Here is a 22,392-nt window from a genome sequence, read left to right as displayed (position 1 = left end):
TCATTGCAGCTACTAATACAAAATCGTCCCATTGTTGCTATGGGACGATTTTTTTTATAGTGAGAAAACGCTAGTAAAATCAGTGGGATATCGTTTTTCTGGTAATGGTTTGCTGGTCTTCCAATGTTACTTTCACCAATAAAACCTGAGGAGAAACATTTAATGCTGTTTTGAAGAAATTGGTATTTAAACCATTTTGGCTAAACAGTAACTTTCCTAAAATATCATAAACTTCTACATTCTTAATGGCAACTGCCGAAGATATTACCTGCAGTTGATGATCTCCACCAATAATTTTAACATTAGTATCATTGACTGGATTTGATGTGCCTAAAGCCTGGTTGTCAAATCGTAGTTCCAATCGGTTTTCAAAAGCACCTACGACCGTTACAAAAGTATAGGGTGATTCTTTTAAATTATGGAATGTATTGTCAGCTCTATCAAGCACGTAGATGTCCTGATCATTGAATACCCCATCAAAATCATCCAAATTGATTGTGAGTTCTCCATCAATTAAGGTATTATAGCCTAATGGGATAATGTCTGAGGTGTTAAAAGGTAAGCTTTTACCCTGGATTGATAAATCAAGATCCCCAACCATAGTATAAAGTGAAACCGGATTACCAACAGGAAGTGTTTTCCCATCGAACAATGAATCAAAATCATTGGTAGCGTTTTGGATGTATCCTATCAACATTTGGTTGTAAGCTCCTGACGATTCATTCCCATTCAATGACAACCAAATACGGTGCCTTTCCAATCCCTCAGAAATCGTGTTCGAAGCGATTGTTGGCTGAGAGGTTTTGAAAAACTGGGTATTATTTCCGGAAATCCTCATCGAATTATTGAATGTCGCAGAATAAGTCCCATTGGCTAAACTTGTCTTTGCTTCAATAAAGAAACCCTGGCCTGCAGCTATTTTCCCTGTTGGCAAAGCCCCTCCTGACATAGCTGAAGTAGACGTCCTTACTGCTCCGGTAAGATTGTATTTTGCATAATCGTTGGTAGTATATTGCAAATTTGTAATCGCAGTATTATGAGTCCAGAAATAAACTGTTCCATTGGTTGATGCGGTGTTTGCTGTAATAAACAAATCAACATCTATCGCAGACGGATAAGGGTTTCCAACTAGATTGTAGGTTCCTGCACTTTTAAGGATTGGTGTAGTAATGACTCCATTACCCGGAACACCTACAAAACTGGTCTCAACAATCTGCGTTGGACTATAGGTTAAATTACTTGGCGCTCTTCCTATATAACCAACTCCCTGCACCATCGTTACACCTCCTGTTTGATAGACCCAATTATTGATCGTTGGGCTAAAATTATACATAAGTGAATTGGTTGATAATTGACTTAAGGTAGCTGCAGCAACTGGAGATGACCAATAAGTGTAATCGTATTGTTTTAAGGGCGTAGTTTTTCTTTTATAAGTAATGTTTCCTGAATTTACTGAAGCATCATTTGTTTGAACTAAACTGGCAGTATCTTCAAAAGTTAACGATCCTGAAGTAACTTTAACATCATTTGTTATTGATAAAGTATGTCCAGCATTGATTACCACATTTCCTGCACTTACCAAACACGAACAGCCTGTAAGATTCGCTGTTGATGAAAAATTCCCTGAAAAAACTATTTTTTCAGAGCTTGTAGGTGGTGAACCTGTTGACCAAACTGAACCATTCCAGGTATCTGTTTGTTGCGCAATTGTAACACTGGCGGCGGGCGAAATACAACCCGAAGAATTTTTGGCAGTTACGCTGTAAGTTCCAATAGCTACTCCTGTAAAAATTCCGGTCGTATTCGTATAAGTTAAGCCGTTAATGCTGTATTTCATGCCTGCTCCGGTTGGCGATGTAATGGTAATTGTTCCTGTTGAAACACTACAGTTTGGCTGGGTTAGAGTAGTAACTGGTGTTGAAGTTGCAAGTCCGGAATTGACAACTACCGTTATTTCAGCAATGATTATTGGATTTCCTGCAAGTGAAGATTTCATTTTTACCTGATAGACATACGAACCCGCACTGCCTGGCGCGGTTAAAGTATAACTTGGAGTACTTGAATAAGTCGTTCCTGCTCCAGGAAGTCCGCTTCCTAAAAAGGAATAAGTATAAGTTCCATTTGGCGGCGGTGTTGCCAGGAGATTTAAGGTATTTCCGGTACATACCGGCGAATTGGAAGCCAAACTTCCAGTTCCTCCAAAATTTATAAGTTCGCTAAAACTTAAATCAGCTCCTGCTCCACCATTACAACTTGCTAATAAATTGGTTCCAATATAAATACGTTCCGAAGCATTACAGGAACCTCCAACAAGATTTCCTCCTGTGTTGATGACAATTGCCGAACCATCTCCAAGAGTCAGTCTGTTGTTCCCCGGAGAAAAATCAATTGAAGCATTATTTCGTACTACAAGCTGTATTGAGCCTAAGCAGCTTAAGTTTAAATCCGCATTCATATTAAGTGAAGTTGGATTAGTACCATCACCAACATATACAATACTGCACCCACTGAATGAGCTACATGTTAGTGTACTGGTATTAACAGTTGTTCCGGTAATGGTACATTGTGCTTGAGAGTCTATTGACAGAAGAAAAACTGCAATCAATGACAGTAAAAAGGCTTTCATAATTTTATCTATTTACGTAGGTCGCATCAGATAATTGGGTCTTCAAAATTACACCATAATCGATGCCTTGTAAAATATTCTCGGTGTACTACCAAAAAAGTCTTTTAACAACACATTGCCCTGCATAATAAAGTGGTAACCCTATTGAAAATCAAGTTGTAAATTCATCTGCTATTTCATTCTTAAAAATGTTAAAGGTGGAAATTCTATAACATTTTGCTAAAATTTTATAACACTTTAAAAGATATATAATATCACTTTTGTTTGTATAAAATAACAATGCATTTGTCAAGAGAAGAAGCTATCACCAAAAATGTTTTTTTGGTCCTAACAAATAACATTGCTTATCTATACAAAAATCGCCTCATTGTTGCTAAGGGGGCGATTTTTTTATCCGATTAAAAAACATTATATCCGTTCTGTCATTTCCTGCCAATAATCAGTTCATTTTCGATATTTCCTAACCAAACACCAACGAATTGAGCATATGAAAAAAACTACTAAACCAACAAAAACCAAAACATCTGCGAAAGCTCTTGTAGCACTGCCTGTAGTTGCAGTCGAGACCAAATCAAGAAGCAAAAAAATACAGTCGGAAGAATCGATTCTGACAGATGCAGAGTTTTTAAAAATCCTACTCAAAGTAAAAAACGGGAATTTTTCCCAACGATTTCCCACAGACCAAAACGGAATCAAAAGATCAATTTGCGATACCCTAAACGAAATCATCGATCTTAACGAACGGATGGTTTTTGAATTTCAAAAAGTTGGGAAAAGCATCGGTAAACAAGGTAAGCTTACCAACAGGGTTGCTCTTGATGGGGCGCGTGGTTCCTGGAGTTCCTGCGTCGATTCTGTAAATACCCTTATCTCGGATCTGGTTCACCCTACTATTGAAATTGCACACGTAATTACATCGGTGGCAAAAGGAAACCTGTCTCAGGAAATGCCTTTATCAATTGAAGGTAACCCGCTACAAGGTGAATTCTTAAGGATTGCCAAAGAGGTAAACGGAATGGTGAAACAGCTTAACCTGTTTTCGATGGAGGTAACCCGTGTGGCGCGTGAAGTTGGTACCGAAGGTAAACTTGGAGGCCAGGCAAAAGTACGTGGTGTTGGTGGTGTTTGGAAAGATTTGACTGATTCGGTAAATAAAATGGCATCCAATCTAACCGGTCAGGTGCGTAACATTGCCGATGTAACTACTGCGGTAGCCAAAGGGGATTTGTCCAAAAAAATCACAGTTGACGTAAAAGGTGAAATCCAGGAACTTAAGAATACCATCAATACCATGGTGGATCAGTTAAACTCGTTCTCTTCTGAGGTAACGCGTGTGGCTCGTGAGGTTGGTACTGAAGGAAAATTAGGCGGACAGGCACAGGTAAAAGGTGTCGGGGGAACCTGGAAAGACTTGACCGATTCGGTAAACCAAATGGCGAGTAACCTAACCGGACAGGTGCGTAACATTGCCGATGTAACCACAGCGGTAGCAAGAGGTGACTTATCCAAAAAAATTACAGTAGACGTTAAGGGAGAAATTCTTGAACTTAAAAATACGATCAACACGATGGTGGATCAGCTGAATTCCTTCTCTTCCGAGGTAACGCGTGTATCCCGTGAGGTAGGTTCGGAAGGTAAACTCGGTGGACAGGCAAGGGTTCGTGGAGTTGGTGGTGTTTGGAAAGATTTGACCGATTCCGTAAATCAAATGGCATCCAACCTAACCGGGCAGGTGCGTAACATTGCCGAAGTAACTACAGCGGTGGCAAAAGGGGATTTATCCAAAAAAATTACAGTAAACGTGGCGGGTGAAATCCTCGAACTTAAAAATACCATCAACACGATGGTGGATCAGCTGAACTCATTCGGTTCCGAGGTAACGCGTGTGGCGCGTGAAGTTGGTTCTGAAGGAAAACTCGGTGGCCAGGCAAAAGTAAAAGGTGTTGGTGGAACCTGGAAAGACTTAACCGATTCGGTGAACCAAATGGCATCCAACCTTACTGGTCAGGTACGTAACATTGCCGAAGTAACCACAGCAGTGGCGAATGGCGACCTTTCTAAAAAAATTACGGCTGTAGCCGAAGGGGAAATCCTCGAGCTCAAAAAGACTATCAACACGATGGTGGATCAGCTGAACTCGTTCTCTTCTGAGGTAACCCGTGTGGCGCTTGAAGTTGGTACCGAAGGAAAACTCGGTGGACAGGCAAAAGTAAAAGGTGTCGGTGGAACCTGGAAGGATTTAACCGATTCGGTAAATCAAATGGCATCCAACTTAACCGGACAGGTTCGTAACATCGCCGAGGTAACGACAGCGGTAGCCAAAGGAGATTTATCGCGTCAGATTACCGTTGACACAAAAGGTGAAATCCTCGAGCTTAAAAATACAATCAACACCATGGTGGGCCAGCTGAATTCCTTCGCATCCGAGGTAACCCGTGTGGCAAGAGAGGTTGGAACCGAGGGTAAACTTGGAGGTCAGGCACAGGTAAAAGGTGTTGGTGGTACCTGGAAAGACTTGACCGATTCGGTGAACCAGATGGCATCCAATCTTACCGGTCAGGTACGTAATATCGCCGAGGTCACAACAGCAGTAGCAAAAGGCGATTTGTCCTTACAGATTACAGTAGACGTTAAAGGGGAAATCCTTGAACTTAAAAATACAATTAACACGATGGTGGATCAGCTGCGTGGCTTCGCTTCTGAGGTAACGCGTGTTTCCCGTGAAGTGGGTACCGAAGGAAAATTGGGAGGCCAGGCGAATGTACCGGGTGTTGCAGGAACCTGGAAGGATTTAACGGATTCCGTAAATCAAATGGCTGGTAACCTTACCGCTCAGGTTCGTAACATTGCCGATGTGGCGATTGCCGTGGCAAATGGAGACATGTCCCGAAAAATTACCGTTGACGTTCGCGGGGAAATCCTCCAGCTGAAAGAAACGCTGAATACGATGGTGGACCAGCTTCGTGAGTTCGCATCAGAGGTGACGCGTGTGGCGCGTGAGGTTGGTACAGAAGGAAAACTTGGTGGACAGGCAAACGTTCCCGGAGTTGCCGGAACCTGGAAGGATTTGACCGATTCGGTGAACCAGATGGCAGGTAACCTTACGACTCAGGTTCGTAACATCGCAGAGGTAACCATTGCGGTAGCAAATGGGGATATGTCCAAAAAAATTACTGCCGACGTTCGTGGGGAAATCCTTCAACTTAAGGAAACTGTAAATACAATGGTGGATCAGCTTCGTGCCTTTGCCTCAGAGGTAACCCGTGTTTCACGTGAGGTAGGTTCTGAAGGAAAACTAGGCGGCCAGGCTTATGTACCCGGTGTTGCAGGAACGTGGAAAGATTTAACGGATTCGGTGAACCAAATGGCAGGTAACCTTACAGCTCAGGTGCGTAATATTGCCGATGTAACCACCGCGGTGGCTAAAGGGGATTTATCCAAAAAAATTACGGTAGACGTAAAAGGCGAAATCCTCGATTTGAAAAATACCATCAACACAATGGTGGAACAGCTGAACTCCTTTGCATCCGAGGTAACCCGTGTGGCTCGTGAGGTTGGTACCGAAGGAAAACTCGGTGGTCAATCGGAAGTAAAAGGTGTTGCCGGAACCTGGAAAGACTTAACGGATTCGGTTAACGTAATGGCATCCAACCTAACAGGACAGGTACGTGGTATTGCAAAAGTAGTAACATCGGTGGCGAAAGGAAACCTGAAACAAAAACTATCGATTGAGGCCAAAGGCGAAGTAGCCCAATTGACCGATACCATCAACGAGATGATTGACACGCTGGCAACCTTCTCTGATCAGGTAACTACTGTGGCACGTGAGGTTGGAGCCGAAGGAAAACTGGGTGGCCAGGCAAATGTTCCTGGTGCATCCGGAACATGGAAAAACCTAACGGAAAATGTAAACCAACTTGCAGAAAACCTTACCACTCAGGTACGTGCGATTGCCGAAGTAACTTCTGCAGTTAGCCAGGGTGACCTTACGCGAACCATTGGTGTAGCTGCGAAAGGAGAAGTTGAAGCCTTGAAGGATACCATCAACCAGATGATTTTCAACCTGAAAGCAACTACCATCCGTAACCAGGAGCAGGATTGGCTAAAATCGAATTTGGCGAAATTTACCCAAATGCTCCAAGGGCAAAAAGAGTTGAATTCGGTAACCAAAAAAATCCTATCAGAGCTTGCTACCGTGGTAACAGCACAACACGGTCTTTTCTACATCCTCCAGGAAGATGAAAAATTCCTCGATTCCAAATTAAACCTTATCGCTTCCTATGCTTATGTCAAAAGGAAAAACGCACCAACCCAATATTCCATGGGTGAAGGCCTTATAGGTCAGGTAGCCCTTGAAAAAGAAAGGATTATTTTGAGTAACGTACCAAAAGATTATATCAAAATCAATTCGGGTCTTGGAGATGCCCAGCCACGTGACGTAATCATTTTACCGGTACTTTTTGAAGGGCAGTTAAAAGCCGTAATTGAACTGGCATCGTTGGATACCTTTAGCGAAATCCACTTGGACTTCCTTGAAGGTTTGACCGAAAGTATTGGTATCGTATTGAATACCATCCAATCCAATTCGAGGACAGAAGAACTTTTGGTACAGTCACAATCGCTTGCTGGTGAGCTGAAAAGCCAACAGGAAGTATTGAAAAATACCAACGAAGAGCTTGAGGAAAAAGCAATATTACTAGCTAACCAAAAAGAAGAAGTGGAATTGAAAAACCAGGAGGTCGAGGTCGCCAGGAAAGCCCTTGAAGAAAAAGCCGACCAGCTGACTTTAACATCCAAATACAAATCGGAATTCCTTGCAAATATGTCGCATGAGCTCCGAACTCCACTGAACAGTTTGCAGATTTTGGCCAACGAGCTTATTGCCAATCGTGACGGAAACCTATCCGAAAAACAGATTGAATTTGCCAAAACCATCAATTCTTGTGGAGATGACTTGATCAACCTGATTAATGACATCCTTGACTTGTCCAAAATCGAATCGGGTTATATTTCTGTGGACTACAACCCAATCAGTTTTGCAGAAATCAAACGTTTTGTGGAAGCTACCTTCAACCCTATTTCCGAAGCAAAACATTTGCGCTTCAACATCAATATGGATGACTCCCTTCCTGAAATGATGGAAACCGATTCGCAAAGGCTGAATCAAATCCTTAAAAACCTATTGTCCAATTCGTTTAAATTCACTGAAAAAGGTGAAGTTAAGCTGAAAATTTACAGAGCTAATAATAATTGGAAAACCAAAAATCTCAGCCTTGACAGTGCCGACGCTGTAGTAGCTTTCGAAATTTCGGATACGGGGATTGGGATTTCCAGAGAAAAACAAAACATCATTTTTGAAGCATTCCAACAGGCAGAAGGTTCAACGAGCCGTAAATACGGAGGAACCGGTTTGGGATTGTCCATCAGCCGTGGTCTTTCAGATTTATTAGGCGGAAGCATCGAGCTAGAAAGTGAAACCAATGTAGGAAGTAAATTTACGTTATTCCTTCCTTTAAAATTTGTCCACGTTTCCCAGGTAGAAGATGTTGAAACCACAGAAGAAGGAACTTCAGTTAAGATAAAAAGTGGCTTAAAATCGTTACCTTCTTCCAACTTTAACAGATCGGATATCGATTTGTTTTTTGTGGATGAAGTCGGCGACGACCGAACAGACATCAAACCCGATGACAAGGTATTGCTGATAGCCGAAGACAATCTGACGTTTGCCAAAATCATGCTCGACCAGGCACATCTTAATGGAATTAAGGCAATCGTCACCACCAAAGGAAATGATGTGATTGATTTTATAAATCAGTTCCATCCACATGCCATAACCATGGATCTCAACATGCCTGATACCAGTGGCTGGAAAATTTTGGACCGATTAAAAACCGATTTTACGCTTCGCCATATTCCGGTATACATTATTTCGGGTGAAGATGAGAGGAACAAAGGACTCAGACGTGGTGCGCGCAACTTCCTGCTCAAACCGGTTAAGAACGATTCGCTTAATTATCTGTTCAACGATATACATGATTTTAAAAACAAGAAAATCAAAAACCTTTTGGTTGTTGATGACAATGAAATGGATCTCAACCGCATTATTGAAGCGGTTCAAGGCAAAGATCTTGTGGTGTTTTCGGCCAAAACGGCACAGGAAGCTGTTGCACTGCTCAAGGAAAATTCATTTGACTGCATCATACTCGACTTGAAACTGCCTGATGCTTCCGGCCTGGATATTATCGATGATCTTGAAAATAATATCACAGGACAGGAAACGGCCATTATCATCCATTCGGCTGGCGATGTTACTAAAAAACAGGCTCAGAAACTGAACCGGTTTGCCCACAGAATCATTCCAAAAACAGCGACTTCGCTTGATGAATTGGTAGACCAGACGGCACTCTTCATGCATCGTGTCCATAAGGAATTACCAACGGAAATGCAGGACAGGATTGAATCCTTCTATATGAAAGAGGACGTGCTTTCGGGTAAAAAAGTATTGCTTGTAGATGACGATGTGCGAAATTTATTTGCCCTGACAACCGCTTTGGAACGTTATGGATTAGAAGTCATAAGTGCGGAAAGCGGCCAGGAAGCCATTGACATCCTTGACAAGGAAAAAACCATAGACATTGTACTGATGGATATCATGATGCCAGAAATGGATGGTTATGAAACCATGAAAAACATCCGTAAAAATGAAAAACACAAAGATCTGACGATTATTGCAGTAACGGCAAAAGCCATGAAAGGCGACAGGCAGCGGTGCATCGAATCTGGAGCTTCAGATTATATCACCAAACCTGTAAATGTGGACCAATTATCTTCCTTAATGCGCGTATGGCTTAAATAATTTGTATGGAAACCCTAATCGAAAATAACCTAGTTAAAATTTTACTTGTTGACGACAAGAAGGAAAACCTACTATCCCTTCAGGTCATCCTTGCCAATCAGGGTTATGAGTTTGTCGAAGCGTCATCGGGCAAAGATGCGCTTCGCATCCTTTTAAAGAACCAGGATTTTGCAATTATCCTGATGGACGTACAAATGCCGCTTATGGATGGTTTTGAAACCGCCGAAATGATACGTGAAAGCGATAAGCTTAAAAATGTCCCCATCATTTTCTTAACCGCCAATATGAATACTTCGGAATGCATCTTTAAAGGATATCAGTCGGGTGCTGTTGATTATATGATTAAACCCATATCTTCAGAAATATTGAAGGCTAAAGTGATGGTTTTTGCCGAATTGTATAAGAAAAACCGGGAACTGCGTTATAAGGAAGAAGAAACTGCTGCACTCAATTCGATTATCCTGAAAGCCAACGAAGAACTCTCAAAGCAATATACAGCCATTGAAAAGCATGCAGCCGAGTTAGAAAACAAAAACAATGAGCTTCAGGCATTCACTTACATCTCAAGCCACGATTTACAGGAACCTCTCAGGAAAATACAAACCTTTGTTGACTTGATCCTTTCGAAGGAAGCGCCAAATTTATCGGATAACGGAAAGGCAAAATTTGAAAGAATCCTTTATTCAACCAATAGAATGCGGGAACTTATTGACAGCCTGTTAACCTTTTCCCGCACCAACATTGTCGATCGGAAGTTTGAAAACATTGACCTCAATACCATCATCAATGATGTTCAGGAAGCCCTACACGAAAATATCCACGAAAAGAAAGCAGCAGTCACAGCCGAACTTCATGGACCAATGAGAATTATCCCTTTTCAATTTACACAGCTAATAACAAACCTGGTCAATAATTCACTCAAGTTTTCGAGGCCGGATATACCATTGCACATTCAGATAAAAAGCAGTATTGCGACACCAGCCGAAGTTATAAAGGAAAAATTAGACCCCGAAATGGAATACTGCCACATTAGTTTTGAGGATAACGGCATTGGGTTTGAACCCGAGCACAACGAAAAAATATTTGGTGTTTTCCAAAAATTACACAATCGCGATACTTATGAAGGAACCGGAATTGGATTGGCCATTGTAAAAAAAATAGTGGAAAACCACAACGGAAGCATTACGGCTCAAGGACGTCCTATGAATGGCGCAAAATTCGACATTTATATACCGGCGTAATTTTATAAGATCCCGAATTAATCGTATAACACATTTTTGCGGTTTTGAAAATAACTTAGTACGGAATTTAAAATCAAAGGCATGTCACTTTCACGCTATAATGAAAAACGCAATTTTAAGCACACTTCAGAACCTGAAGGCAAAATTGGAAAATCGGAAAACCAACTGATTTTTGTAGTTCAGAAACATGCTGCATCCCATCTTCACTATGATTTCCGCCTTGAAATGGATGGTGTCCTCAAAAGCTGGGCTGTGCCGAAAGGACCTTCATTAGACCCTGAAATTAAACGACTCGCTATGATGGTCGAAGACCATCCTTACAGCTATAAAGATTTTGAAGGCACAATTCCGGAAGGAAATTATGGTGCCGGAAATGTCATTGTTTGGGATAACGGAACTTATCTCCCATCCTCTGAATATAAAGGAAGCGCCGAAAACAAACTCAAAGCCGATCTTCATAAAGGACACATCAGTTTTATAATGAAAGGGAAAAAACTCAAAGGCGAATTTTCATTGGTAAAGTTGAGAGGCAAGGATGAAAATGCCTGGCTGCTGATGAAAAAAGAAGACAAATACGCAACTACTGCTGATGTTTTGAAGAAAAACAAATCGGTGATTACCAAAGTGACTTTGGAAACTTTAGAAAAGAAATCGGCTCAAAACAAGGCCGCGAACGAAAAAAAAAAGCTCCAAAAAAACTGAGCAAACCGACTTCCGATCAAATCAGCCAGGCTTCGTTTATCAAACCAATGTTGGCCAATACCACAGAAAAACCTTTTGATTCTGATGATTGGATTTTTGAAACCAAATACGACGGTTACAGGACAATTGCCGTAATCAATCAGGATAAAGTCGAACTCTTCAGCAGGAACCAACTTTCATTTACCGACAATTTCAAACCTATAGCTGAATCGCTTAAAAATTTACCTCACAACGCAGTCCTTGATGGTGAAGTCGTCGTTGAAAATGCCACAGGAAAATCGGACTTCCAATTGCTTCAGAATTATATAAAAACAGGAAAAGGAAGCCTGAAATATTATGTTTTTGATATCCTGGAACTCGATGGCAACGACCTTACAAACTTATCTGTACTTCAAAGAAAGGAACTTCTGGAACTTTTACTCAGGAACCAGAAACTCCCAAACGTGTCTTATTCGGAACATAAAATTGGTACAGGAAAAGCCTTCTTTGAATTGGCAACGAAAAACAAAGGCGAAGGCATCATTGCCAAAAAATCGGATAGCGCATACGCTGTAGGCCAACGCAGCAACAATTGGCTCAAAATAAAAATCACCCAACAGGAGGAAGCCATTATCATTGGAACCACAGAACCTCAAAAAAGCAGAAGCTATTTCGGAGCTTTATTACTTGCCCAATACGAAGAAAAGGAATTGAAATTCATAGGCAAATGCGGCTCAGGTTTTACTGAAGCAACATTAAAGGATTTGTATCAAAAATTCAAACCTCATTTTATAAGTGAATCACCTCTTTCGGAAAAAGTCCCGCTTCGTGACAGCATACAATGGATCAAACCAAAATTTGTAGCACAGGTAAAATTTACCGAATGGACGCAGGACAAGCACCTCAGGCATCCTGTATTTCTCGGTTTAAGAGCTGATAAATCGGCAAAGGAAGTTACATTTACCCCAATAATTGAAACGATGAAACAGAAACCTCAACAAAAAACAAGGGAAAATGATTATGATGTAAAGGTCGGAAAAACTACCCTCCATCTGACCAATCAAAACAAGGTTTATTTTCCTGAAGACGGAATTACAAAAGGAGACATTGTGGATTATTATAAAGAAATCGCGGATCTTATCCTGCCCTATCTCAAAAACCGTCCGCAATCGATGAATCGTTTTCCGAATGGCATTAATGGTCCGAGTTTTTATCAAAAAGATTTGGATTTGGATAAAGTTCCGTCCTGGTTGAAAACGGCCAGCATCCACTCGGATTCCAATGACGCCAATATTGATTATCTGATTTGCAATGATAAGGCAACCCTGCTTTATATGGCAAATTTGGGTTGCATAGACATCAACCCATGGAATTCGACGGTGAAGAATATAGAAAATCCTGATTGGATGGTGATTGACATCGATCCCGAAAAGGAAGATTTTGCCAAAGTTGTAAAGACGGCTCTAACGGTAAAAGAGGTATTGGATGAACTCGGCGCCGATTGCTGTTGTAAGACATCAGGTGCAACCGGACTGCATGTTTATGTTCCGCTTGGAGGGAAATACAGTTATGATACTGTAAAACTTTTTGCCGAACTAATCGCACGCGAAGTACATTCCCGAATTCCTGAAATCACAAGCATCGAACGCACAATCAAAAAAAGGAACCATAAAATCTACATCGATTTTTTACAAAACCGAACCGGACAGACTTTGGCTGCGCCTTATTCGGTTAGGCCAAAACCCGGAGCAACCGTTTCAACACCTTTGGAATGGGAAGAGGTAAATGAGTCGTTATCACCTTCATTATTTACCATACATAATGTTATGGAACGTTTTAAGGAAAAAGGAGATTTATGGAAACCCGTTTTGGGCAAAGGCGTGAATCTAAAAAGTATTTTGAAAAAGCTCGAATCAGCAGTTTAGGAAGTTTTCTTTTTGGTTTCAAGGCTGGCTTTGAGCATGCTCATTAAATCATCGCTTTGTTTGTGGACTACTTTGAGTTTAGGCGTTACCTGTTTTTTGCCTTTGGCTTTATCGCGAATGATTTTCAAAAGCTTGGCAGAATATTCATCCTTGTATTGCCCAATGTCAAATTTCTCTGTGAGCTGCTCTATTAGTTTACTGGCCATATCCATTTCCTTGGCTTTGGTTTTGGATAATGGTGGTAGTTTCAATTCAGAAGTTTCCCTGATTTCCTGTTCCCAACGAATGCGGTTAAGCACAATGACATTCTTATAGGGTTTTAATATCGCAAGTCCTTCCTTGTTTCGGAGTACAAAACTGGTTACAGCGACTTTTTTGGAAGACTGAAGCGCATCCCTGAGCAAAGCATAGGCATTCATAGCGCCTTTATCAGGTTCTAGATAATAAGGTTGTTCGTAGTAAATGCTGTCAATTTCCTTTTCTACAGCAAAATTCAGGATGTCAATTGTTTTGGTTTTGACAGCATCTGCTGCTTCAAAATCGGCATCTTCGAGAATCACATATTTTTCATCGATTTTATAGCCTTTGACAATATTGGCATAGTCTACTTCCTTTCCCGTATTTTCATTGACTCTTTTGAATTTGATGTGGGCGTGGTCTTTTTTGTCGAGCATGTCCATATCGAGCGAACTCTCCTCGACTGCCGAAAATAATTTTACCGGAATGTTTATTAATCCGAAGCTAATTGAACCTGTCCATATTGATCTCATGATATCTTATTTCTGGTATATACAAATTTCGTCGAATCTGATGCATTCGTTTTATAAAATGTAAATCATTGTTTATAAGATTCCAATAGTGCGAATTATATAACACCGACTCTAAATCGTGTAAGGATTTCCAGCTATTCAATAAGTAACTTTGGAATATAAAGTAAAGCCATTATGGAAAATAAAAATAATGGAGCTTATGGAAGAGAAGCCCATAACTCCCCAACACAGCTACTCTCCTATTTTGACAGCCATATAAATAAATATCCTGACGGGCCTAAAAGTTCAGAAATGGAAATCAACAATGAAAAGTTGAGTCCGTATCAGGAAGACGATGAAGAAGACGAAAATGCCACAGATGAGGATCAGGAATCATTTGATTTCGATTCTGAATATGATGAAAGATATCAGTTTTAAAAAACTATCTAACTGCTGAGCACTATTAGTTTCGGGCTTTCGCACGGAATTAATATCGTTTGGTTAGATTGGAGCCTGCAAAGTTTATACGGAGCAGGCTCTTTTTTTATTTTTTGGCTTTAGTTTTCTTTACTTCATCCTTTATGCTTTGAGGCAATACTGATTTATGGATTTTGTTGATGGTTCGTTGTGATGTAAAATTCAAAATCAGTATAATAAGACTCGTTAGTGCCGAAATGCTATTCGCAATAATAATCGGCCAATCCATTTGCACAATTCCATAAACTACCCACAACGCGGTTCCTAAAAGCAACAGGCTGTAGGTTGTAACCGAAACATGAGCGGTGGATTTTTCCTTGATTATAATATAAGTCTGTGGAATATTAGCAGCTGTAGTCAAGGCTGCAGCCAAATAACCCGTTATTTCTATTGCTTCCATATCAATCTTTCTGAATCTGACGGATTTCCTTTTTCAAATCGATAAACATACTTTTGATATCGTTGGAATCCGAAGGTTTACTGTCGTCCCTGCCAATATGGGCCACATATTCCCAAATTTCCAAAATATCGGAAAGCTTGATTTCGTAAGGATTATAAATGATGTTATCGGGTTCAACGATAATCGAATCCGCATTTTTACTACTCAATCGTTTATAAGTAATTCCTTCACTCGAAGTAATCAGGATGTAGGTCTTGTCTTTTTTTATTTCGCCAAGATTCTCAACATATTTCCCAACGATAAAACTGGTATCGGTATGCGGTGGCATCGAATCGCCACCAATTGGAAAAGCCCTCATTTTTCCGGGACCTAAAAAAGGTAAAGAGATGTGCTGCAGACTTTCTATAAATTCAGCATCGGCATAACCTGTAAGATATCCTGCCCTGGCTTTATGCGTAACAATTTCAATAAGGTTATCACCGTTTGCATCAACTGCAATGGGCAAAACAATTCGATTGTCTTCCAATTGCAATAAGTTGTCAATTGATATTTTCCTCAAATCAATCGTCAGGAGCAAATCGATACTGATATGGAAATATCGTGAAATTATCAAAAGGATATCGGCCGGAGGCACATTGGTACCATACTCATATTTTTTGTATCGGTCGAGTGCCAACCTCATTCCGTCAGCTACTTCCTGTTGCGATAAATTCCGCCTGCTTCTCAGCCATTTAAGATTGTCAGAAATGTACAACATATGTTAAAGGGATTTTAAATCACCTCAAATGTAATGATTTTTGGGATTTAACGTCCTAATTTTGCGATAGATATTTAATCCACAATTAAATAATTTTCCATTCATCTGATGAAAAAGCAGGAATATGCAATCGTAGACATTGAAACCACTGGTGGCAATGCCTCTCACAGCCGGATTACCGAGATCGCCATTATAATCCATGACGGTTCAAAAGTGATTGAAAGTTGGGAAACACTTGTCAATCCGCAAAAGGAAATTCCTGCTGCAATTTTTGCCTTGACAGGGATTACCAACGAAATGGTAAGTGGCGCACCTATTTTTGACGACATCTCCGAAAAAGTTTTGCAAATGCTTACCGACCGGATTTTCGTCGCGCATAATGTAAACTTTGATTACTCTTTTATCAGGCATCAGCTTCAGGAAAGCGGTTTTAAATGGACGGCAAGAAAGCTGTGTACCGTTCGGGCAACCCGAAAAATAAAACCCGGGCTAAGTTCTTACAGCCTGGGAAATCTTTGCCATTCTTTGGATATTGACATTGAAAACAGGCACCGCGCTGGTGGAGATGCAGCTGCAACGGCAATTTTGTTTTCCAAATTACTTGAATGGGACACCGAAGGAATCATGGCAACAATGATTAAAAAAACAGCGCAGGACCAGCGCCTTCCTCCTAACCTTCCTCCGGATGATTTTGCACAGTTACCCGATAAACCAGGCGTGTATTATTTTCATAATCAGGAAAGGAAGGTTGTTTACGTGGGCAAGGCAGTCAATTTAAAAAAGCGCGTTGCCTCTCATTTCAGCGGGAATAGCATTACGCCACAAAGGCAAAATTTCCTCAGGGATATTTATGGTATTTCCTTTGAAATCTGTGCTACCGAATTAATAGCCCTTTTGCTGGAATGTTCTGAAATAAAGAAATTTTGGCCAGCGCACAATCGTGCCTTAAAACGGTTTGAACCCAAATACGGACTTTACGAATATGAAGCCCGTAACGGCTATCGCTACCTGGCAATTGGAAAGCTGGGTAAATTCCAGGCATTCCTCGAATCATTTGGCAGTTTATACGAAGGAATCCAATTACTGCGCGAACTTTCAGAAAAGTTTGAAATTGATAACCGGTTTTGCAATTACGGCATAACCAATGAAGGTGAATTCCTCACTGTTCCTGATTCGGGCAATCTTCCCGAAGTGGAACGACACAACAGCCAAATTGAAAATGCGCTTGAATTTTTACTAAACAACAGGCCAAGTTTTGCCATTATCGATAAAGGAAGGACTCAGGACGAACGCAGCTGCATCTGGGTGGAAAACGGGCATTTTTACGGAATGGGTTATATCGCTTCGGATGTTGGGTTTACCGAAGCTTCAGATGTTAAGGATTTTGTTACGCCTTACCGGAGCAATCATTACATCATGCAGTTGATACATGCTTACGTCAAAAAATACCCTGGGAAACTTCTTTTAAAAAAACAACTGGAAATCAGCAATTATGACACTCTTTGAAGACATCGCACTATTCGCTCCGGGCAACAGGGGAAAAAAGATATTTGAGGTTCCGGATGCGGACTTATTACTGATTGACAACTTTTTCAGCAAAGAGGAATCTGATTATTATTACACAGTTTTTCTGAATCAAACCAGCTGGCGCGAATACGACATGCCGATGTACGACAAAATCGTTACAGCTCCCAGAATGGTTTCCTGGTTTGAAGATGGCGAAAACGATGGCAGGCAAAAACTCACTCCCGATTTGCTTACCATCCGTGAGCGTGTTGAAGCGGAAACCCAGATCAAATTCAATGCGGTGCTGCTCAATCTGTACCGCAATGGCAGTGACGGCGTTTCCTGGCACAGCGATAAAACAGGAAGCACCAATAAAAATATGAACATTGCCTCAGTCACCTTTGGTGAAACACGCATGTTTCGGCTACGGCATAAATTCCTGAAACACATTCCGCAGTTGGAAATTCCTCTTTTTCATGGAACCTTCTTATGGATGGCAGGCTCTACCAACAGTTATTGGGAGCATCAGGTACCAAAGACAACCCGAGACGTTTTACCCAGGATTAACCTAACGTTCAGGCAGGTTAAGCGCGATTAATTATATAATTTTAAGAATGAATTGTATAAGGCGTTTTCCCTTCTGCATCGCTATTTTTGATTAACTAAAAAAACCATCCGATGAAAAAAAAATCTAACAAAAAAGGAAGCAGTGCATTTGAAAAATTTGCTTCGGCAGTTTGCAAGGCAACAGGCTCTACTCCAGCATTTCTTATAGCATTTTCCGTTGTTCTTATCTGGGCAGTATCAGGGCCTTTCTTTGGTTTTTCAGAAACCTGGCAGCTTGTTATCAATACTGGCACGACTATCATTACGTTCCTTATGGTGTTCCTCATCCAGAAAGCACAAAACAAGGATTCGCTCGCAATTCAGTTGAAGCTGAATGAATTGGTGGCATCCAATGATTATTCGAGCAACAGGCTTGTGGATATTGAAAGCATGACCGAAGAAGAAATGGAAGTGATTAAAAAATACTACCATAAATTGAGTACTTTGACCAAAAATGAGGAATCACTCAATATGTCACACTCTATTGAAGAGGCAGAGAAAGACCATCACAGGAAGCAGAAAATTGCCAATCCGAATAAGCCTGCAAAAAAATAACCTTCAAGGATCCTGAAGGTTAAGTTACTAGGTAAGTAAAGGACAGTCTCAATATCCTGTAACCTGAAAAGCAGCATAAAAATTTAACCCTAAATCAAAACAATAACTATTTTTTCGGGCAACTTACCTAGAAAACTTATAGGGACAAACAAGAATAAAGTTGGTTTTTTATTAAATAGCTGACGTGACCCTTTGCGCCAAACGGTTACTTGTTTTGTCTTCAACGCTGGCATTTGCAGCATTATTCTTTACGGATGCAATTCCTTTATCGCAGGCAAAATCGCTGCCATACATCTGGCTCGTGCCAATGATTTGGCCATTCCCCGATTTTAGGTTAAAATATATCTTCCTGTCTTTGGAAACCTTTCGGTCAAAATTGGAATCGTCCTGGGAAAAACGAATGACCGATTCAATTCCGTTCTCGCAATTTGCCTTGCTTGAATACCCTTCACTTGCCAAAATTACCAATCCGTTGTTTGATTTTAAATTGAACTGAAATTCTCCATTCAGCCTTTTTGTAATTATGAATTTCCCCATATTATGATTAGATTATTATAATTTATTTATCCTTAAAATGTATTTTGAACGTCGTGCCTTCACCTACTTTACTTTCTACAGCAATCATTCCTTTCATGGCCTCAATCTGGTATTTGGTAATATAGAGCCCAATTCCGTTGGCATTTTCATGCTGATGGAATGTTTGGTTCAAACCAAATAAGGCATCACCATAGCGTTCCAAATCTATCCCAAGCCCATTGTCCTTTATCATCAAAATCTTACTCCCGTCAATCTCGGTAAAAAAGCTAAACTCAACCTCAGGAAAGCGTTCCGGATGCGCATATTTAATGGCATTGGTACTGAAATTCAGCAATATGCTTTCCAGATAAGCCGGATTGAAATACACAAAAGCATCATCGGGCACATTGTTGACAAACCTAAGCCTGTCATCAACAGCGTAACCGTCAATGACATTCTTGATTTTCTTCAGGTACTGATTTAGGTTCAGCTGTTCCTTAATTACATCCAGGTTATTTTGAACGTACACGATTTGGGACAAATCGGTGATCGTTTTATTCAAATCATTTGACACCGAGCGCAGATGATCCAAATTGGTTCTGTTTTCAGCCGGATCATCTTCCAAATCAATCAAATCCAGCAGCATTTTTATGTTTGAAGTATAGGCATTCAGATTATGGGAAACCGTGTAAAACAAATTCAGCAGCATATTGTTGAGTTCACTGCTTTTATTTATTTTGTCGATTAATTCCATCTCCCTTTCATTTTGGGAACTTATTTGAATATTGGTGTTGCTCATTAAAAAGTATGAATTATTCCTTATTGCTGCGCCATCACTTCAATGCAAATATAAAATCAACAAAATCAATTGTTTGTAGTACATCGAATAAGATTTTGTAGAATTGTTTCTACATTTGAAATTAAAAGGAGGAAGCCCAGTGGGCTTCAGGTATGCGAACTTTAGTTCGCAGCAAGGATTCTCGATACACTCTTATCACAAGGACAAGACCTCTCGAGTGCGATACTATTTGCTGTCCTCAAAATAGAGCTGAAACAATTCAATAAGTGCTGCAAGATTGTCGATTTCAAGTTTTTCGAAAACCCTATTTTTAAAGGTACTCACGGTGGTTTTCTTAATTTGGAGCAACTCAGAGATTTCGAGATTGCCATATCCTTTAATCAGCAGTCGGGCGACTTCCACTTCCCTGATGGAAAGTTTCTCTAAAGGGTTGATAGGTGTTTTTGAAATATAGGAATCCAGGATTCGGTCCTTTATGGTTTGGGTAACATATTTTCCTGTAGCAATCATGCTTTTGACTGCGTGCTTCATTTCGTCTTCGGTACAGCCTTTATTCAGGTAACCCGAAACTCCGGCATTCAGGTAGCGCATGGCATAAATGCTCTCATCGTAAGCCGTAAAAATTAGGATTTTAATATCAGGCTGGAGTGTTTTTACTTCAGGAATGATATTGATGCTGTTGCCATCGGGGAAGTTAATATCCAGAATCAGCAAATCGAGTTTGGTTTCGGCCACTACTTTCAGCGTTTCCTTAAAAGAACCGGCAGTATGGATTATGGCATTGGGATACAATTCCTTTACCACTAATGAAATGCCTTGTCGGACAACACTATGGTCGTCTGCAATTAAAAAAGTATAGCTGTTTGATTTCATACTAAAAATGTTAGGGCTTATATACTATACCTGAGTCAATATCAGATTGAATTTTACCTGGGTTCCTTTTTCGGGCTTGCTTTCGATGCTTATTTCTCCGTCAAACAATTCGATTATTTCCTTGCAGATGTTAAGTCCGAGGCCAACACCTAAATCGTTTACCTTTTCTGAAACCGTTCCCTGATAGTAGGATTCAAATATATTTTCCAGGTCGCTTTCCGCAATTCCTATGCCATTATCCGAAATCACGACTTTCAGATTCATCTCATATTCTGAAAGTTGTTCGAGCTTGATGGTTGTTTTAATCAATCCTTTTTCGGTAAATTTATTGGCATTCCCAATCAGGTTGTAAAACAATTGATGAATCTTGGCAGCATCAGCATAAACAGTGTTTTCGTCCTTTAGATTTGATGAAATCTCAAGCGTATTCCCTTTGGTTTCCACCAATGCTTTCATAGACGCCAGTATCTGGTCGAGCTCTGTTTTGAGCGAAATCTTTTTGGGTTTTAAGCTAAGCTCGTGGTTTTCTTCCCTTGAATATTCCAATATCTGGTTGGAAAGCAATAACAGCGAATTGGTGGTAAACTCAATTGACTTAAAGGTTTCTTTGAGTTCGGGTTCTTTTGACGAACTGCCTGCTTTTTTGCTGTACATCGAAATGATGCTCAAAGGCGAACGGATTTCGTGACTGATCATTCCGGTAATCCTGTTTTTGAAGTTGAGGCTTTGGCGGATTTTCTCCTGCGCCAGTGTCAGCCTTTTTTCATAATCAAAAGCCATTCTGGTAAACGTGAACAATATCACCGAAACCACAAGCATGAGCAATATCAGGAAAATGATGCTGAAACTCCGTACCGCTTTATTGGTATTGTATTGATCCTCCAACAGTGATTGTGGCTGCAGCTGATTGTAATTGCCATAATCCGAAGTTATCGTTTGGGTCAACGCCAATAGTTCGTTGTTGAGCTGCGTAAGCCTAAGGTCATTGCTCCTCAAATTGGAAAACGACCTTTTCAGGTTTGCAAATTCGTTTTCGTAATAATCATTGGTAATCGACACCGCATTTGCCAGCTGTTCCTCAACATTTCCTGTAGAAACCTTGTCTTTGTACTGCATCGTTACCACAGTATTTACATACTCTTTCTGGATATTGGTGCGGTTGGCAATGGCATCGCCAAGCCTTGAAAATAATCCTTTTCGTGTGGCGCTGTCAACTTTTACATAAGAATTGGTTTTGACATCGTCGAGGAATTTTTTGGTTTCAAATTCCTTGAATTTAAATGCTTTTGGAAAATCATTCTGATAGGCAACCTGGCTTTCAATGATAGAATCTATCGAGGCTTTTACCAATAGGATTTCAGCCTGGGTTTTTTGTTTTTTCTGAAGAAGTGCTGCTTTCGTTTTTTCGTCAATGCTGTTAATCGGCAGGCTGTCTATCAAAGCGCTGAGTTCATTTAAGTTGGCTGCATAATTTTGCAGGGAAGCTTCGTCCTTATTTGCGATATAATTATTGAAATGACCCTGTGCTACAACTAAGGAAGTGTTGATACGATTGATTTTCCCTGTTGATGCCATTGCATCAAAAGCTTTGGAAAGTTTCGTTTCATTGTACCATGTTACGATAGCAATGACTTGCAAAAGTATGATTGAGACCAATAAAGCATAGTGAACTACTTTTCTATGCTCAAATTTTAGTTGTTTCAAATAAAAGAAATTTGATGCTAAATCACTTCTCTCGGATACCGAATTGGATTATTGAATGGCAAAAGTACAACACCCAATTATCGCAGATATTCCCCCAGAATTGATAGAAGCTCAGGTTATA

16 protein-coding genes are annotated in these 22,392 nt (G+C 40.4%); 8 read left to right on the top strand and 8 right to left on the bottom strand.

Going from position 1 to position 22,392, the window contains the following annotated elements:
• Positions 1-79: 79 nt before the first annotated feature.
• Positions 80-2,626, bottom strand: a complete 2,547-nt coding sequence (locus L1S31_RS13220) for a RemA C-terminal-like gliding motility protein (protein ID WP_236465220.1) — start codon at positions 2,624-2,626, stop codon at positions 80-82.
• Positions 2,627-3,113: 487 nt separating this feature from the next.
• Between L1S31_RS13220 and L1S31_RS13215 the strand changes: the two genes are divergently transcribed.
• The 4 genes from L1S31_RS13215 (at position 3,114) to ligD (ending at position 13,329) form a co-directional block, all read left to right on the top strand.
• Positions 3,114-9,482 (top strand): HAMP domain-containing protein, encoded by a 6,369-nt coding sequence (locus L1S31_RS13215; RefSeq protein WP_236465219.1) that lies wholly within the window; start codon positions 3,114-3,116, stop codon positions 9,480-9,482.
• Between the two features lie 5 nt (positions 9,483-9,487).
• The gene (locus tag L1S31_RS13210; protein WP_236465218.1) at positions 9,488-10,723 is read left to right on the top strand and encodes a response regulator; all 1,236 of its coding nucleotides are present in this window, start codon (positions 9,488-9,490) and stop codon (positions 10,721-10,723) included.
• An 81-nt stretch (positions 10,724-10,804) separates the two neighbouring features.
• Complete coding sequence (locus L1S31_RS13205; protein ID WP_236465217.1) at positions 10,805-11,425, top strand: DNA polymerase ligase N-terminal domain-containing protein; 621 nt, start codon at positions 10,805-10,807, stop codon at positions 11,423-11,425.
• A gap of 47 nt (positions 11,426-11,472) precedes the next feature.
• Complete coding sequence (gene ligD / locus L1S31_RS13200) at positions 11,473-13,329, top strand: DNA ligase D (protein WP_236465216.1); 1,857 nt, start codon at positions 11,473-11,475, stop codon at positions 13,327-13,329.
• On the opposite strand, the gene ku is transcribed toward ligD, so the two are convergent.
• Entirely contained in the window at positions 13,326-14,099 is a 774-nt protein-coding gene (gene ku, locus L1S31_RS13195) for a non-homologous end joining protein Ku (RefSeq protein WP_236465215.1), read from the bottom strand. The genes ligD and ku overlap by 4 nt on opposite strands.
• 174 nt (positions 14,100-14,273) lie before the next feature.
• Between ku and L1S31_RS13190 the strand changes: the two genes are divergently transcribed.
• Entirely contained in the window at positions 14,274-14,516 is a 243-nt protein-coding gene (locus tag L1S31_RS13190; protein WP_236465213.1) for a hypothetical protein, read from the top strand.
• Between the two features lie 106 nt (positions 14,517-14,622).
• On the opposite strand, the gene L1S31_RS13185 is transcribed toward L1S31_RS13190, so the two are convergent.
• Together L1S31_RS13185 and L1S31_RS13180 are read right to left on the bottom strand one after the other, a co-directional pair.
• Positions 14,623-14,955, bottom strand: coding sequence for a SemiSWEET family sugar transporter (locus L1S31_RS13185; RefSeq protein WP_236465212.1), 333 nt, complete (start codon positions 14,953-14,955; stop codon positions 14,623-14,625).
• 1 nt (position 14,956) lies between these two features.
• Positions 14,957-15,712, bottom strand: a complete 756-nt coding sequence (locus tag L1S31_RS13180) for an XRE family transcriptional regulator (RefSeq protein ID WP_236465211.1) — start codon at positions 15,710-15,712, stop codon at positions 14,957-14,959.
• Positions 15,713-15,820: 108 nt separating this feature from the next.
• Here L1S31_RS13180 and L1S31_RS13175 point away from each other — a divergent pair, with 108 nt between their 5' ends.
• The 3 genes from L1S31_RS13175 to L1S31_RS13165 all read left to right on the top strand — a co-directional run bounded on the left by L1S31_RS13175 (position 15,821) and on the right by L1S31_RS13165 (position 18,379).
• Complete coding sequence (locus L1S31_RS13175) at positions 15,821-17,218, top strand: exonuclease domain-containing protein (RefSeq protein ID WP_236465210.1); 1,398 nt, start codon at positions 15,821-15,823, stop codon at positions 17,216-17,218.
• Positions 17,205-17,816, top strand: coding sequence for an alpha-ketoglutarate-dependent dioxygenase AlkB family protein (locus L1S31_RS13170; protein ID WP_236465209.1), 612 nt, complete (start codon positions 17,205-17,207; stop codon positions 17,814-17,816). The genes L1S31_RS13175 and L1S31_RS13170 overlap by 14 nt, the downstream gene beginning before the upstream one ends.
• A gap of 80 nt (positions 17,817-17,896) precedes the next feature.
• A complete protein-coding gene (locus L1S31_RS13165; protein WP_236465208.1) occupies positions 17,897-18,379 on the top strand; it encodes a low affinity iron permease family protein in 483 nt (160 codons plus the stop codon).
• 171 nt (positions 18,380-18,550) lie between these two features.
• On the opposite strand, the gene L1S31_RS13160 is transcribed toward L1S31_RS13165, so the two are convergent.
• From L1S31_RS13160 to L1S31_RS13145, 4 genes are all read right to left on the bottom strand, one after another.
• Positions 18,551-18,916: a YegP family protein gene (locus L1S31_RS13160; RefSeq protein WP_236465207.1), complete on the bottom strand. Its 366-nt coding sequence runs from the start codon at positions 18,914-18,916 to the stop codon at positions 18,551-18,553.
• Between the two features lie 22 nt (positions 18,917-18,938).
• Positions 18,939-19,649 carry a sensor histidine kinase gene (locus L1S31_RS13155; protein WP_236465206.1) on the bottom strand — a complete coding sequence of 237 codons (711 nt, stop codon included), beginning with the start codon at positions 19,647-19,649 and terminating at the stop codon, positions 18,939-18,941.
• Positions 19,650-19,919: 270 nt separating this feature from the next.
• Complete coding sequence (locus tag L1S31_RS13150) at positions 19,920-20,567, bottom strand: response regulator transcription factor (protein ID WP_236465205.1); 648 nt, start codon at positions 20,565-20,567, stop codon at positions 19,920-19,922.
• 24 nt (positions 20,568-20,591) lie between these two features.
• Positions 20,592-22,271: a sensor histidine kinase gene (locus L1S31_RS13145; protein ID WP_236465204.1), complete on the bottom strand. Its 1,680-nt coding sequence runs from the start codon at positions 22,269-22,271 to the stop codon at positions 20,592-20,594.
• Between the last annotated feature and the right edge of the window lie 121 nt (positions 22,272-22,392).

The sequence above is a fragment of the Flavobacterium wongokense genome, assembly GCF_021608265.1.
GTDB lineage: Bacteria > Bacteroidota > Bacteroidia > Flavobacteriales > Flavobacteriaceae > Flavobacterium > Flavobacterium wongokense.
Note: the sequence above shows the minus strand (reverse complement) of the source record. Positions and strands in the feature narration are given on the sequence as shown.